This window comes from Neorhizobium sp. PAMB6716, assembly GCF_058242805.1.
Genome location: NZ_CM177835.1, coordinates 706,466 through 719,814 on the forward strand (window position 1 = coordinate 706,466; position 13,349 = coordinate 719,814).

Annotated in this window: 12 protein-coding genes; 5 read left to right on the forward strand and 7 right to left on the reverse strand. The window is 63.5% G+C overall.

Features of this window, described 5'->3' with window-relative positions; translation table 11 throughout:
- Positions 1–8: 8 nt before the first annotated feature.
- From AC4CWH_RS03350 to AC4CWH_RS03365, 4 genes are read right to left on the reverse strand one after another with little or no spacing between them, the layout of a single operon-like run.
- The gene (locus tag AC4CWH_RS03350; RefSeq protein WP_491320382.1) at positions 9–2,075 is read right to left on the reverse strand and encodes a hypothetical protein; all 2,067 of its coding nucleotides are present in this window, start codon (positions 2,073–2,075) and stop codon (positions 9–11) included.
- 12 nt (positions 2,076–2,087) lie between these two features.
- Entirely contained in the window at positions 2,088–4,901 is a 2,814-nt protein-coding gene (locus AC4CWH_RS03355; RefSeq protein WP_491320383.1) for a DUF4159 domain-containing protein, read from the reverse strand.
- Positions 4,901–5,815 carry a DUF58 domain-containing protein gene (locus AC4CWH_RS03360; protein ID WP_491320384.1) on the reverse strand — a complete coding sequence of 305 codons (915 nt, stop codon included), beginning with the start codon at positions 5,813–5,815 and terminating at the stop codon, positions 4,901–4,903. The genes AC4CWH_RS03355 and AC4CWH_RS03360 overlap by 1 nt, the downstream gene beginning before the upstream one ends.
- 42 nt (positions 5,816–5,857) lie before the next feature.
- The gene (locus tag AC4CWH_RS03365) at positions 5,858–6,871 is read right to left on the reverse strand and encodes an AAA family ATPase (protein WP_491284212.1); all 1,014 of its coding nucleotides are present in this window, start codon (positions 6,869–6,871) and stop codon (positions 5,858–5,860) included.
- Between the two features lie 169 nt (positions 6,872–7,040).
- Here AC4CWH_RS03365 and AC4CWH_RS03370 point away from each other — a divergent pair, with 169 nt between their 5' ends.
- From AC4CWH_RS03370 to AC4CWH_RS03380, 3 genes are read left to right on the forward strand one after another with little or no spacing between them, the layout of a single operon-like run.
- A complete protein-coding gene (locus AC4CWH_RS03370) occupies positions 7,041–7,676 on the forward strand; it encodes a DUF1285 domain-containing protein (RefSeq protein ID WP_491321342.1) in 636 nt (211 codons plus the stop codon).
- Positions 7,673–8,320 (forward strand): CoA pyrophosphatase, encoded by a 648-nt coding sequence (locus tag AC4CWH_RS03375; RefSeq protein WP_491320385.1) that lies wholly within the window; start codon positions 7,673–7,675, stop codon positions 8,318–8,320. Before AC4CWH_RS03370 ends, AC4CWH_RS03375 begins: the two co-directional genes overlap by 4 nt.
- On the forward strand, positions 8,317–9,609 hold the full coding sequence (locus tag AC4CWH_RS03380) for a CCA tRNA nucleotidyltransferase (RefSeq protein ID WP_491320386.1): 1,293 nt from the start codon (positions 8,317–8,319) through the stop codon (positions 9,607–9,609). The genes AC4CWH_RS03375 and AC4CWH_RS03380 overlap by 4 nt, the downstream gene beginning before the upstream one ends.
- Positions 9,610–9,880: 271 nt before the next feature.
- Here AC4CWH_RS03380 and AC4CWH_RS03385 read toward each other — a convergent pair whose 3' ends face one another.
- From AC4CWH_RS03385 to hemF, 3 genes are all read right to left on the reverse strand, one after another.
- On the reverse strand, positions 9,881–10,090 hold the full coding sequence (locus AC4CWH_RS03385) for a DUF1059 domain-containing protein (RefSeq protein ID WP_491320387.1): 210 nt from the start codon (positions 10,088–10,090) through the stop codon (positions 9,881–9,883).
- Between the two features lie 209 nt (positions 10,091–10,299).
- Positions 10,300–10,581, reverse strand: a complete 282-nt coding sequence (locus AC4CWH_RS03390; protein WP_491320388.1) for a hypothetical protein — start codon at positions 10,579–10,581, stop codon at positions 10,300–10,302.
- Positions 10,582–10,746: 165 nt separating this feature from the next.
- On the reverse strand, positions 10,747–11,661 hold the full coding sequence (gene hemF / locus AC4CWH_RS03395) for an oxygen-dependent coproporphyrinogen oxidase (protein ID WP_491320389.1): 915 nt from the start codon (positions 11,659–11,661) through the stop codon (positions 10,747–10,749).
- 232 nt (positions 11,662–11,893) lie between these two features.
- Here hemF and AC4CWH_RS03400 point away from each other — a divergent pair, with 232 nt between their 5' ends.
- Positions 11,894–12,145 carry a hypothetical protein gene (locus AC4CWH_RS03400; RefSeq protein WP_491284218.1) on the forward strand — a complete coding sequence of 84 codons (252 nt, stop codon included), beginning with the start codon at positions 11,894–11,896 and terminating at the stop codon, positions 12,143–12,145.
- 133 nt (positions 12,146–12,278) lie between these two features.
- Positions 12,279–13,238, forward strand: coding sequence for a flagellin N-terminal helical domain-containing protein (locus AC4CWH_RS03405; protein WP_491320390.1), 960 nt, complete (start codon positions 12,279–12,281; stop codon positions 13,236–13,238).
- Positions 13,239–13,349: the final 111 nt, after the last annotated feature.

The following is a 13,349-nucleotide window of genomic DNA, read 5'->3' on the forward strand; positions in this document are numbered from 1 at the left end:
GTCGTCCCTTAGCGTCCCTCGCGCCACCACATGGCAGACACCGCCAGAAGCAGGGCGGCAAGGCCGGCAAAGCCGGCAAACAGCGGCGTCGTATCGATACCGCGCAGCACGGTTTCATCGGTGAGCCGGATCACCATCCGGTCCGGATCGTTGATGCGCACGGCACCGCGCACCGGCAGGATGCCGGGCAGCGTGACGCCCGATCCGTTCTCCACCCGCGCCACCAGCCCGCGTGTGGCCTGCGCATAGGGCGCAAGCGTATCGGTGGTGGAGACCATCGCCTTGAACTCAGGCGCATCGACGCTGCCGATATGCACGAGCGTCGAGAACGCACCATTGCTCACCTCGAACAGGCCGATCTCGTTCATCCGTTGTTCGATCCGGTAAAGGCCGGGGCCGGCGGCGGTGAAGGGCACGGTTTCGGTGCGGCCCGACGGATATTTGATCGTGGCAGGGCCCGGATCGTCGCCGATGGTCTGGCGTGTCGCCTCCAGCGTGCGGCCGATGGCGCGCGATGTCAGCGCCTCTTCCTCCAGTTCCGGTTCCTTCATCAGCCAGTGGGCAATGCGCCGATAGAGCGCCACATGCGGCCCGCCGCCTTCAAACCCCCGCGCCCAGAGCCAGCCCTGATCGGAGAGCAGCATGGCAACGCGGCCTTCGCCCTCGCGGTTCAGCACAAGCAGCGGGCGGTTTCCATCGCCCTGCATGACCGTCTCGCCTTGCGGCTGCGTCACGTCGATGGAGCGGAACCAGCGACCCCAGGCCGGCGGCTCGGTACTTGCGCCATCGAGGCCACGGGTCACGGGATGTTTTTTGCCAAGCTCCGACAGGCGCGGGAAAAACGGCGCGCTGTGGATCTCGCCCGTCGGTGCTGCCGGAAGGACGGTAGAAAGCGGCGTCGAGGCGATGGAATCCGGCCCGGCATGTTCGGGGCCGGCGGCAATCAGCAGAGCGCCGCCCTTTTCCACATATTGCGCGATGTAATCGTAATAGAGGATCGGCAACACGTTGCGGTGCTGGTAGCGATCAAAGATGATCAGGTCGAAATCGTTGATCTTTTCGACAAACAGCTCGCGCGTCGGAAAGGCGATCAGCGACAGCTCGTTGATCGGCGTGCCATCCTGCTTTTCCGGCGGGCGCAGAATCGTGAAGTGGACGAGATCGACCGAGGCGTCGGATTTCAAAAGATTGCGCCAGGCCCGTTCGCCCGCATGCGGCTCACCGGAAACGAGAAGCACGCGCAGGTTCTGGCGAATGCCGTCGATCACATGGACGGCGCGGTTGTTGGCGGTGGTGACTTCGCCGGGAAGTTCGGCGACGGAAAATTCCATCACATTGTTGCCGCCGCGCGGCACGGTGAAGCGGAAGGGGATGGGCGTACCGGGCGTCGCCTGAAGCGTGGCGATCACCTCGCCGTTCATGCGCACCGTCACCGGGGCGACACCGCCTTGCGTGCGCCCGTCATCGAAGACGCGCAGCGTCATGTCCTGCTCTTCACCGACGATGCCGAAACGCGGTGCCCTGACCACCTCGACACGCCGGTCGAATTCATCGGCGCGGCCGGTGATCAGGCCGTGGACCGGCGCATTGAAGCCGAGATCGGTATTGGCGCCCGGCAGGTCATGGATCTGCCCGTCGGTTAAGAAAACGGCTGCCCCGATGCGGGCCGGCGGCACGTCGGAAATGGCGGAGGACAGAGCGGTAAACAGGCGCGTCGAAGGCGTGTCGGAGGTCTCGTCGTCTTTTACCTCGACGATACGCGTCTCGATCTGCGGAAAGCGTGAAAAACGGTCGCGCAACTGGGCCAGCGCCTCGTCGGTCTGCGTGCGGCGCTCGGCCGTGTCCTGGCTCTGCGAGCGGTCAACGACGATCGGAACCACGGTCGATAGCGGTTGGCGGTCTTCCTGCGTCAGTGTCGGGTTGGAGAGCGCCAGCAGAAGGGCGGCAAGCGCAAGGCCACGCAGCAGCGATCCGCGAAGACCACGCCACAACGAGAGAACAACGAGGATCGCGGCAAACAAACCAAGGGCTGCAAGCACCGCCGTCGGCAGGAAGGGGGCGAACTCAATATTCATGGGCGCGCGCTCCTATTGGCCAAGCCGTTCGAGGAGTGCCGGCACATGCACCTGGTCGGCCTTGTAGTTGCCTGTCAGCATATACATCATGATGTTCACGCCGGCGCGGTAGGCATATTCGCGCTGCATATCGTCAGGCGGCACGGTCGGCAGAACCGGCGCGCCATTGCCATCGATCGCCCAGGCGCCGGCAAAATCATTGCCGGTGATCAGGAGCGGCGTCACGCCATCGCCGGACGAGGACAACTGGCTGCCGGAATTTCGCGCATCCTGACGCGCTTCCACCCAGAGCGGACTTCCGGCATAACGACCGGGAAAATTTGTCAGGAGATAGAAGGCGCGCGTCAGCACATGGTCTTCCGGCGTCGGTTCGAGCGGCGGAATGTCGATATTGGCCAGGATCTCCTGCAACCGCTGGCCATTGGCACTGGTGCCACCGCTATCGAGCGAGGTGAACTGGTCGCGTGTATCGAACAGCACCGTGCCGCCATTGCGCATATAGGCGTCGATGCGAGAGATGGCGGCAGCGGTCGGCATCGGCGCAGAGGCGGAAATCGGCCAGTAGATGATCGGGTAGAAGGATAGCTCGTCCTTGGTGATGTCGAGCCCGACAGGCGCGCCGGGTTCCAGCGTCGTGCGGTAGGTGAGGAATTGGCTGAGGCCCTCAAGCCCCTGTTCGGAGATCCTGTCGACATCGCTTTCGCCTGTGATGACATAGGCAAGATGCGTTGTGTCCAGCCGCTCCAGCGCCTGTGCGTCGCCGGGTTTGGCATCCTGTGCCCGGCTTTCGGTTGGCAGGGTGGCAAACGGCAGGAGCGCCAGAAGCAGAAGGGCAGCCGTGCTGCGCCCGGCGCGCGCGACTCTCTGCGAAAAGCCACCGTTCATCACCAGCACGATCACGCCATCGAGAAGGAGAAGCAGGAGGGCGAGCGTGAAGAGGGCGGGGCGCAGAGACACCGCCTCGCGCCCGATCAGGCTGTCGCGGGTGACCGTCAATCCCTCGGCGGCGGAGACATTCACCGGATCGAGGCGTGCGCCGGGGGGAAGAAGGTTGACGGCGGTAAAGCCGTCTTCCGAGCCGTAAAGTCCCGGCGGATGGTCAAGGCTTGCGACCGGCGTCTGACCCGGTGTCGGCGTGATCGGTTTTGCAGCGCCGGTTTCGGCGGTCATGATGCCATCGGCGGTGAGAAGGCGGTACGGCGGCAGCGCCACGGCATCGGCGCCCGCCTGCGTTGCCGTTTGTGCGCCCCCGGCACGGGCCGTCTGCACGAGGCGGCGCAGCATTTCAACGAAATTGCCTGACAGCGGCAGGTTCGACCAAGTCGCTTCGGCGCTCACGTGAAAGAGCACGATGCGGCCGGCTTCCACCTGTCGTGTCGTCACAAGCGGCGTGCCATCGGCAAGGCTTGCCCAGGTGCGTTCGGCCAGATCCGGTGTCGGCTCGGCCAGAACCTGACGGTTCACCCGTACATCGTCCGCGCGCGGCATGCCGGCAAACGGGCCGAAACTGGGGAAATCCGCCAGCGGCTGCGGTTCTGCCCAGGAGAGCGCGCCGCCGAGTGCCCGTTCGCCACGGCGCAGCATGACAGGCACCAAGGGATCGTCGGTAGGGGCGGCCGCAAGACGGGGCCCTGCAAAGCGGATCAGAACGCCACCGCGCGCGATCCACCGTTGCAGCGGCTCATAGGTATCGGCCGGCAGACGGCCGATATCGGCCATGATGATGGCAGAGGGGTTTCCGGCGAGGATCTCCGGCAGCGAGACGGAAAGATCGGCGCTGCGCGGCTCGATGATATCGGCATAAGGCTGAAGCGCCCGGCTGATGTAATAAAGCGGCAGCAGCAGCGGCTGCATGTCATTGCCGCTGTCGCCGGACAGAAGCGCCACGCGCCGGCGTTTGAAGCCATCATCCAGCAGATGCGTCGCCCCGGCATTTGCTTTGCCTTCGATGGCGATGCGGGCAAAATCATTGCGCAGTTCGAAGGGAGCGGACAATTCGGTGCTTGCAGTTGTAGAACCTGCCGCAAAATCGATATTTGCCGTGGCAAGCGAGCGCCCCTGCGGATCGAGCGCATTGACGGTGTAGCGTGCGGGGGCGTCGCGGCTGAGGCGGGCGGCGGTGATGGCCATGGCGTTTGCGGTGTTGGTCGCACCCGTCAGGGCCACCGCGCCTTCGCCATTGCCCTCGATCAGCCTGATGTCAGCGGGCGAAAGGCTTGCCAGATCAGCCATCATGTCTCCATCATCAGGTGCAGACACACCATCCGACAGAAATGCGACGGTACCGGGGCGTGAGCCGTTGAAGGCTTCCACCACCGCTTCAGCCGCTGCCGCCCGCTGCGGCACCTGTGGCTTCGGCTGCGCCGCGCCGAGTTTTTCGCGTGCGGCGGCCGCACTTCCAGGCACGGCGTCATGCGTCGCATCGGCGGTAAAGACGATGGAAACGGGAATATCCGCCGTGTCGGCATCGCCGATCAGCATGTCGGCGGTTTCCACGCGCCGCTCCCAGTCTTCCGCCGTCGACCAGCTGTTATCGACGAAGAGCACCAGCGGGCCTGCGCTGGAGAGCGTGCCGTTGCGCGGATTGAGCACGGGATTGGCAATGGCAAGAATGATGGCGGCCGCCATCAGCATGCGCAGAAGCGTCAGCCACCACGGGCTTTTCGAGGGTGTTTCCTGCCGCTTCAGAACCGTTGCGAGAATGGCAAGCGGCGGAAAAACTTCTGCCTTCGGGCGTGGGGGCGTCAGCCGCAGCAGCCACCAGATGGCGGGAAGCACGATGAGTGCGGTGAGGATGACAGGCGTTGCAAAGGCAAAGGCTCCCATCAGCGGGCTCCACCCACGCGCGGCGGATTGCCGGAGAGATAACCATGCACGGCCACCAGAGCCTCCGATGCGAGATGATCGGTGCGGTGGAAGGAAAAGCTCCAGCCGAGCCGGCGCAGCGACTGGCCAAGGTTTTCCCGCCGCGCCAGATAAGCGCGCTGGTAATCCTCACGCAGCGTTTCCGCCCGGCCCGAGGTCAGCTTCTCGCCGGTTTCCGGATCGGTGAATTCGGTGCGGCCGCTATAGGGAAAGGTCTCTTCCGCGGGATCGGCGATCTCCACCACATGGCCGCGCAGGTTGCGGCGCGACAAGGGTGTGATGCGTTCCATGATGCGGTCGGCATCGTCGAGAAAATCACCGATCAGCACGATGTCGCTCGCACCGCGGATCATGCCCGTATCGGGCAGGCCTTCGGCAAGCGGGGCATGCATGATGGCGGTCGCCAGCCGTTCTGCGGCATTGCGGGCCGAAATCGGCCCCATCACGCCGGGGCAACCGATGCGCTCGCCGGAGCGGGCAAGAATTTCGGCCAGCGCCAGCATCAGCACCAGCGCGCGGCTTTCCTTCGAGACCGAACCGAGCGTCGATTTGTACATCATCGACGGTGACATGTCGGCCCAGAGCCAGACGGTGTGGGCGGCCTCCCATTCGAGATCGCGCACATAGGTATGGTCGTCGCGGGCGGAGCGGCGCCAGTCGATGCGGGCGAGACTTTCGCCTTCGCTATAGGGGCGGAACTGCCAGAAATTTTCGCCGATGCCGCGTTTGCGCCGGCCATGCCAGCCGGCAATCACCGTGTTGGCGATGCGGCGGGCCTCGACCATGCAATCCGGCACGAGGGCGGCGCGCTGTCTTGCGCGTGCCAGCACGTCATTGCCGGGGGTCTGCGGAACGATCTGGCCAATGGATGCCACGCCTGGTCCTTGCTTCTGTTTCGCCTTGGCGGCAGCGGCCGGTTAGCCGCGTGCCTGCTTGACCAGCCCGTCGATCACGTCGCGAACCGACATGCCTTCGGCGCGGGCGGAAAATGTCAGCGCCATGCGGTGCTGGAGAATGGGTTCGGCCAGCGCATGGATATCATCGATGGACGGTGCCAGCCGTCCCTCGTAAAGCGCGCGGGCGCGGGCACACAGCATCAGCGCCTGGCCGGCACGCGGGCCGGGGCCCCAGGCGACATGGCGGTCGGTCATGGTATTGCCCTGACCGGGACGCGCCGAGCGCACGAGCGACAGGATTGCATCCACCACCGTATCGCTGACCGGCATCTGGCGGATGAGTGACTGGATTTCCATCAGGCGCGGCGCATCGATGACGGCGCGGGCCTTGGCTTCCGAGGTGCCTGTCGTGTCGAGCAGGATCTGCCGTTCGGCGGCCAGTTCCGGGTAAAGCACATCCACCTGAAGCAGGAACCGGTCGAGCTGGGCTTCCGGCAGCGGATAGGTGCCTTCCTGTTCCAGCGGGTTCTGGGTGGCGAGCACATGGAAGGGGGCGGGCAGGTCATAACGCTGGCCGGCCACGGTGATGTGGTATTCCTGCATGGACTGCAGCAGCGCCGATTGCGTGCGCGGGCTTGCGCGGTTGATCTCATCGGCCATCAGCAGCTGCCCGAAGACGGGGCCCTTGACGAAGCGGAAGGAGCGACGGCCGTTTTCGTCCTGGTCCATCACTTCGGTGCCGAGAATATCCGAGGGCATCAGGTCCGGCGTGAACTGGATGCGGTTGGCATCGAGGCCCAGCACCGTGCCGAGCGTCGTCACCAGCTTGGTCTTTGCAAGGCCCGGCACGCCGACCAGCAGCGCATGGCCGCCGGAGAGCACGGCGACAAGTGTGTTTTCCACCACCTGTTCCTGACCAAAAATGACCTTGGAGACTTCTGCGCGCACAGCGGCAATATCGGACAATGCCCTTTCGGCGGCAGCGACCATTGCCTTCTCATCGAGGGGAGTGTCGGTGGAAGTCATCACGCCCATGTCGGTCTCCATCAGGCTTTGGCCCGGCGTCCTGCCGGCTTTGTCGAATCGCGTCTGGTTTAGCGAGCGGTCCGTTCCATCCAACTTATTCGCGTGGCGGCGGCTGACAAGAACGTTATGAATGACTATCTCGTGACACGACCCTTAAACCGGAACCATGACTGAAATTATGGCAGGTGAAACGATTAATACCGCAGAGGATGCGGACGGGCTGGCCGCGATGATTGCGCGCGCCGCAGACGAGGTGGGAAGCCGCAGCGACGGCTCCGTGCGCGGCCTGCCGCCGGTGGAGCGCTGGAACCCGCCGTTCTGTGGGGATCTCGACATGGAAATCCGCGCCGATGGCACCTGGTTCTACATGGGAACGCCCATCGGCCGGCCGGCGCTGGTGCGGCTGTTTTCCACCGTTTTGCGCAAGGACGACGACGGCCGCACCTATCTCGTCACGCCTGTGGAAAAGGTTGGCATCCGCGTCGAAGATGCGCATTTCATTGCCGTGGAAATGACGGCGACCGAGCGGGACGGCGAACCGCTGCTGACCTTTCGCACGCAAGTTGGCGATGTGGTGGAGGCGGGGGCAGAGCATCCGCTGGGCTTTGTCATCGAAGGCGAAAAACGCCAGTTGAAGCCTTATCTGCTGGTGCGCGGGCGGCTGGAAGCGCTTTTATCGCGCGCCGTCATGTATGAGCTGGTGGCGCGGGGGGAGGTGATCGACGTCGAGGGCGTACCGATGTTTGCCCTGCGCTCCGGCGGAAAAACCTTTCCCGTGATGCCCGCCGACGAACTGGACCAGCTGTCGCAATGAGCCAGACCCTGATCAATCCGGCCTTTTATTCGGCGGCTGAATTTCGAAGGCGCGCGCAAAACCAAAGCGGTAGCCCCATCGCAGACGCCGCGCGCGAGCATGGCGACCACCTGCTCAACCCTGATATCGTCACGCATCTGGAAGGCATCACGCTGAAGGATGCCGCCGTGCTGGTGCCTGTCGTGAATGATGCCGATGGCGCGAAGGTGATCCTGACGAAACGCACGGCGACGCTGCGCAAACATTCCGGCCAGATCGCCTTTCCAGGCGGTGCGGTCGATCCGGAAGATGGCAGCGTCGAGGTGGCAGCGCTTCGCGAGGCGGAAGAGGAGATCGGCCTGTCGCGTTCCTTCGTGGAGCCCGTCGGCCGCCTGCCGGATTATTTTGCGGCGACCGGTTTTCGCATCACGCCGGTGCTGTCGGTGGTGGAGCGCGGCTTTCAACTGACGCCCAACCCGACAGAAGTGGACCGCGTGTTCGAGGTGCCGCTTTCCTTCCTCATGGACCCGGCCAACCACAATCGCGGCAGCCGCGAATGGAACGGCACGCTTCGCCACTTCTATGAAATGCCCTATGGCGAGTGGAATATCTGGGGCATTACCGCGGGCATTCTGCGCACGCTGTACGAAAGGTTATACGCATGACGAACCTTACCGGAGCAAACCCGGGTGCTGCGTCCCTCAAGGGCGCGCCGTGGCTGACCGATCCCGTCGTGCAGCGGGTGTTTTCCCTGTTGAATGCCGATGGCGGCGAAGGCCGGGTGGTCGGTGGTGCCGTGCGCAACGCCTTGATGGGCGCGCCGATCAGCGATCTCGATTTCGCCACCACGCTTCTGCCGCAGGCGGTGATGGAGCGTGCCAAGACAGACGGCATCAAGGCGGTGCCGACAGGCCTTGCGCATGGCACGGTGACGCTCGTCATCGAGGGCCGGCCCTTCGAGGTGACGACGCTGCGCCGCGACATCGAAACCGATGGCCGCCACGCCGAAGTTTCCTTCGGCACCGACTGGCAGGCCGACGCCGAGCGGCGCGATTTCACCATCAATGCGCTCTATGTGACGGCAGACGGCACTGTCATCGACCTCATCGACGGCCTGAAGGATATTCCGACGCGCACGCTGCGTTTCATCGGCGATGCCGAAACCCGCATTGCCGAGGATTACCTGCGCGTGCTGCGCTTCTTCCGCTTCTTTGCGTATTACGGGTCCGGCCGGCCGGATGCGGATGGCCTGCGCGCGTCTGCCAAGGCCAAGGATCGTTTGGGTGGGCTTTCGGCGGAGCGTATCTGGGCGGAGATGAAAAAGCTGTTGTCGGCGCCCGATCCGTCGCGTGCGCTGTTGTGGATGCGTACCACCGGCGTACTCGCGGCCGTGCTTCCGGAAAGCGAAAAATGGGGCATCGATGCCATCCACGGTCTGGTCACAGCCGAGCAGTCGCTCGGCTGGACGCCGGATGCCCTGCTGCGCCTTGCCGCCATCGTGCCACCCGATCCCGAGCGGCTGGAGGTTTTGGCCAAGCGTTGGAGACTGTCGAATGCCGAGGCCGAACGACTGGTTCAGTGGGGCCGCTCGCCGGTGCCGGCCGGCGATCTCGCGGAAACCGCGCTCGACCGTCTTCTGTACCGCTACGGCAAGGCAGGGCTTCTGATGCGGCTTAAACTGTCGCTTGCCAGCGCCCGCCACGCGGCCCAGGCGAATGACGACGAGCTATTGAAGGCCGCCCGCTGGTCGGCGCTTTTGAAGCGGGCCGAAAAGTTTGAGAAGCCGAAATTTCCGCTGAATGGTGCGGATGCGATGGCGCTGGGCGTGCCAGCCGGCCCGCGCATCGGGCAATTGCTGTCCGAGCTTGAAACCCTGTGGGTTGAGCGCAATTTCACGCTGGACCGGGCAGCCCTTGCAGCCCGGCTGAAGGAAAAGGTCGACGCCGGATCCTGACCCCCTTTCAAGCAGGGTTATCGCATTTGTAACAAGACCCTCACTGCCCTGCCGGGCCGACCGGTGTCACAGGTCTCGCCCCGTCCTTCGGTCCCTCCACAAGCGGGGAGATACGACACGGCAAACATCCCGTTCCTGCGTAAAAGCGCGCCGCCGGATTAAGCCCTCCCCCCTTGTGGGGAGGGGACTTGTCTCATAGGCGATGTCCCGCCCTTTCAAGAGAGACACATCGCTGCTCCCACAGGATGCGCCCTCCCGAAGGTCGGACATATTACTCCGGCGACATGGCGGCGGAGGCCTCCACAGGATTATCGCTGCGGATGCGCGTCTTGATATTGTCGACCATGTTTTCGCGGATCACCGTTTCACCGTGGATGGTGCGAAGATGATCGACGGCGCGGCGTACGACTTCCGCATCTTCGTCGGCCCGGGTATGCCAATCACAACCCGGAACCAGCGTGCCGCATTCAAACAGTCTCATGATGTCCTCCTTGGGTTCCCGGCGGGCGCAGCGTGCCGCGACCGTCCTTTGGACCCAACGGAGAAATCAGCCCGACGTTCCATCCGCGTGGCCAGTATGGCCTTGCACCCGAGTTGCCGGTTTGGCCGCTGCTTCCGCAGGCAAGACGAGGACGACAAGCCGGCTGGGTCGTTGACAGGACCCAGCCGGCAGGCTGCCGGCCTTCAACCCTATTCGGAAAACGCCCAGGAATGGAAAACGGACGCATGGGCCTGGCCGGGGCGTGTGCTCGCCGGCCCGTGCGTCTTGTCGGTTTTTGTGTCCGTTTGCGTGTTGGCAGCACTGCGTCCGGCCAGTTGTCGACGAACCTGCTCCACATAGAACGAATGCGGCAGATCCGTATCGCTGCGGGCCCGCAAATCTGCAGCTATGCGATCGATCATTTCGGGGGTATCGATGGGGCGGGCCTGTTCGGCTTTCCGCGGTGTGACGACGCTGTGCAATCCAGGCATGCGATCCTCCTCCGATGCAGTCCAGCAAAAGCTAGCACCTGCAGGATGAAGGACCCGTCGGATTTGTCAATTCACGATTCCTTAATTAATCGGCAAATGTTGCCGCGAATCAGGCATTTGGCTGGGGCCTGGGCAATCGCTCAAGGGTTTGCGTGTCCGCTCCCATCAAGGCCAGCGCACCATCGGTGGCATCGAGGACAAGATGGATTCCACATTGCCGCCGGTCTTCAGCCCGAAGATCGTTCCGCGGTCGTAGAGCAGGTTGAACTCCACATAACGGCCGCGGCGCACCAGTTGCTCCTCGCGGTCGGCCTCTGTCCACTCCCGGTTGAAATTGGCGCGCACGAGGTGGGGATAGATGGCGGCAAAGGCGCGCCCGACATCCTGCACGAAAGCGAAATTGGCCTGCCAGCCGCCTTTTTGCTCCTCAGGGTACAGGTAGTCGAAGAAGATGCCGCCGATGCCGCGGGCCTCGTTGCGGTGTTTCAGGAAGAAATATTCCTCGCACCAGGCCTTGTAGCGCTCGTAATCGGCAACGCCGTCATGGGCTTGGCAGGCCTGTTCCATGGCCTTGTGAAAGGCGAGGGTATCGGGATCTTCCTGGGTGCGGCGCCGGTCGAGCACCGGCGTCAGGTCCGCACCGCCGCCGAACCACTGGCTGGTGGTCACCACCATGCGGGTATTCATGTGAACGGCCGGCACATTGGGATTGACCGGATGAGCAATCAGCGAAATGCCAGAAGCCCAGAAGCGCGGATCTTCGGCCGCACCCGGCATCTGCTTGCGGAATTCCTCGGAAAATTCGCCATACACGGTCGACGTGTGGACGCCGACTTTTTCGAACACGCGGCCTTCCATCATCGACATGCGACCACCGCCGCCTTCGCCCGCCTCGCGCAGCCAGTCTTTGGGCCGGAATCGGCCAGGGGCGCGATCGCTCAACGGGCCGGACAGTTCGTCTTCCAGAGCCTCGAAACTCCGGCAGATCGTGTCGCGCAACTGCTCGAACCAGGCGCGTGCCTCGGCCTTTTTGCCCTCGATATCGTCAGGCAGGCCGAGCGGAATGTGCGGTCTTTCCATGGCGGTTTTTCCTTCTTGCCGTGCGGCCGAACGTGCGGCTGTCCGCAGCGCGTGATGACGCCGGACTTAACCCGGCGCCTTGCCCGAAAGCAACCGCGCAAGTTTGGCCGCATCAAGGAGAGCCGCCCTTGCGATTGAGTTGCTGGGAGAATCGACTCGCAAAGCCTGCTCTCCCGCGCTATCTTAAGTGGCAACCCAAGGTATGGCTCGTGAAAGCCCCGAGGTGACGCGCATGGCGAAATCCCCGCCGCTTGACGGCTTGAAGCGCAGGATCAACCGGCACCGGCAGGAAATGGCCGGCCAGCAGCAGGGCCATTTCGTGCGGGAAACCTATCGTCTCTCCCGCGAGGAAGCGCGCCGGAAAGCCCGCGAGTGGTTCGACAGTTTCCCAAAGGCTGCCTATTGGACCGAGGTGGAAAGCTGGCGCCAGTTGGAAGGCGATTGCATCGAGTTTACCATGCGCCGGCTGCCAACTGCTGATTGATGTTCTTGCGTATTCCCGAAAACGCTAAAATTATAACGGCTGGTTAAACAGAACCGCAAAACTTTCGCTGCTAGATGTGTCGACATGCCTGATCCTGACCGGTCGGCGGTAGACCTGACACAGCGGAGAAACGATGTATTCGTCGTCCATCAATGCCACAGCCTCATCGGCGCTTTCCCTGCTCGGCGGCACCAGCCGGGCCGTGACCGAGACGACGACCCGTGTGGCCTCCGGCCGCGATGTCAATCGCGCCGCAGACAACGCCGCCTACTGGTCAATCGCGACCACGATGAAATCCAGCAACCTGTCGCTGTCGAGCGCCGAGGATGCGCAGGCCTTTTCCGCAGCGATTGCCGATACGGCAGCCGTTGGCATGGCGGCCGCAACCGACATCATGTCGCAGATCCAGTCGAAGCTGATCCTTGCCAAGAGCCCGGGCGTCGACAAGGATGCGGTCAATTCCGAGATCAGCCAGCTGAAAGAGCAACTGACCACCGTGATCGACAGCAGTTCCTTCAACGGCCAGAACTGGCTGAAGACCGCAGCCGGCGAGCGGCCGAAGGTGGAAAGCATGGTCGGTTCGGTCACCAGCGATGGCAATGGCGATGTCTCGGTCAACGTCCTCGATTTCGACAAGGCAAGCTCGACGCTTGTGGCCAAGGGCGATGCGACCGACGGCCTCCTGACCCGCGCCTATTCGGGGATTTCCCAGTCGGGTGCGGCCTATGATTATTATCTGCTCGATGCCGGCTCCGTCGCGCCGAATGCTGCCGGTGCCCGCGAGATCGGCGTGTCGAAGGACACCACGTCTGACGAGATCGACGGCATGATATCGGCGGTCAACAGCATGATGGCCAGCATGATCGATGGCGGCTCCGAGATCGGCGCGACCAGCAGCCGCATCTCCTCCAATGTCGATTTTCTGAAGAGCCTGCAGGATATCACGCAGATCGGCATCGGCCGCATGGTGGATACCGACATGGAAGAGCAGGCGGCGCGACTGTCCGCGCAGGGCGTGCAGCAGCAGCTGCAGACGATAGGGCTCAACATCACCAATGCATCGATGGCGAAAACCATGATGCTGTTTGCCTGATCAAGCCGGCGGCCACGCCGCCGTGCTGTCGAACTTCAGGCCGTGGCCCTCGACTGCTTCCCTTGTCTGTCGAGGCGCCGCGCCAGGATGAAAGTGCCGACGGGGTCCGCC

Excerpts from the sequence above, each read along its gene's own strand:
- AC4CWH_RS03375 (WP_491320385.1), top strand. The coding sequence starts at position 7,673 with ATGAGCCAGACCCTGATCAATCCGGCCTTTTATTCGGCGGCTGAATTT.
- AC4CWH_RS03370 (WP_491321342.1), top strand. The coding sequence starts at position 7,041 with ATGGCAGGTGAAACGATTAATACCGCAGAGGATGCGGACGGGCTGGCC.
- hemF (WP_491320389.1), bottom strand. The coding sequence starts at position 11,661 with ATGGAAAGACCGCACATTCCGCTCGGCCTGCCTGACGATATCGAGGGC.
- AC4CWH_RS03380 (WP_491320386.1), top strand. The coding sequence starts at position 8,317 with ATGACGAACCTTACCGGAGCAAACCCGGGTGCTGCGTCCCTCAAGGGC.
- AC4CWH_RS03355 (WP_491320383.1), bottom strand. The coding sequence starts at position 4,901 with ATGGGAGCCTTTGCCTTTGCAACGCCTGTCATCCTCACCGCACTCATC.
- AC4CWH_RS03385 (WP_491320387.1), bottom strand. The coding sequence starts at position 10,090 with ATGAGACTGTTTGAATGCGGCACGCTGGTTCCGGGTTGTGATTGGCAT.
- AC4CWH_RS03390 (WP_491320388.1), bottom strand. The coding sequence starts at position 10,581 with ATGCCTGGATTGCACAGCGTCGTCACACCGCGGAAAGCCGAACAGGCC.
- AC4CWH_RS03400 (WP_491284218.1), top strand. The coding sequence starts at position 11,894 with ATGGCGAAATCCCCGCCGCTTGACGGCTTGAAGCGCAGGATCAACCGG.
- AC4CWH_RS03350 (WP_491320382.1), bottom strand. The coding sequence starts at position 2,075 with ATGAATATTGAGTTCGCCCCCTTCCTGCCGACGGCGGTGCTTGCAGCC.
- AC4CWH_RS03405 (WP_491320390.1), top strand. The coding sequence starts at position 12,279 with ATGTATTCGTCGTCCATCAATGCCACAGCCTCATCGGCGCTTTCCCTG.
- AC4CWH_RS03365 (WP_491284212.1), bottom strand. The coding sequence starts at position 6,871 with ATGGGCGTGATGACTTCCACCGACACTCCCCTCGATGAGAAGGCAATG.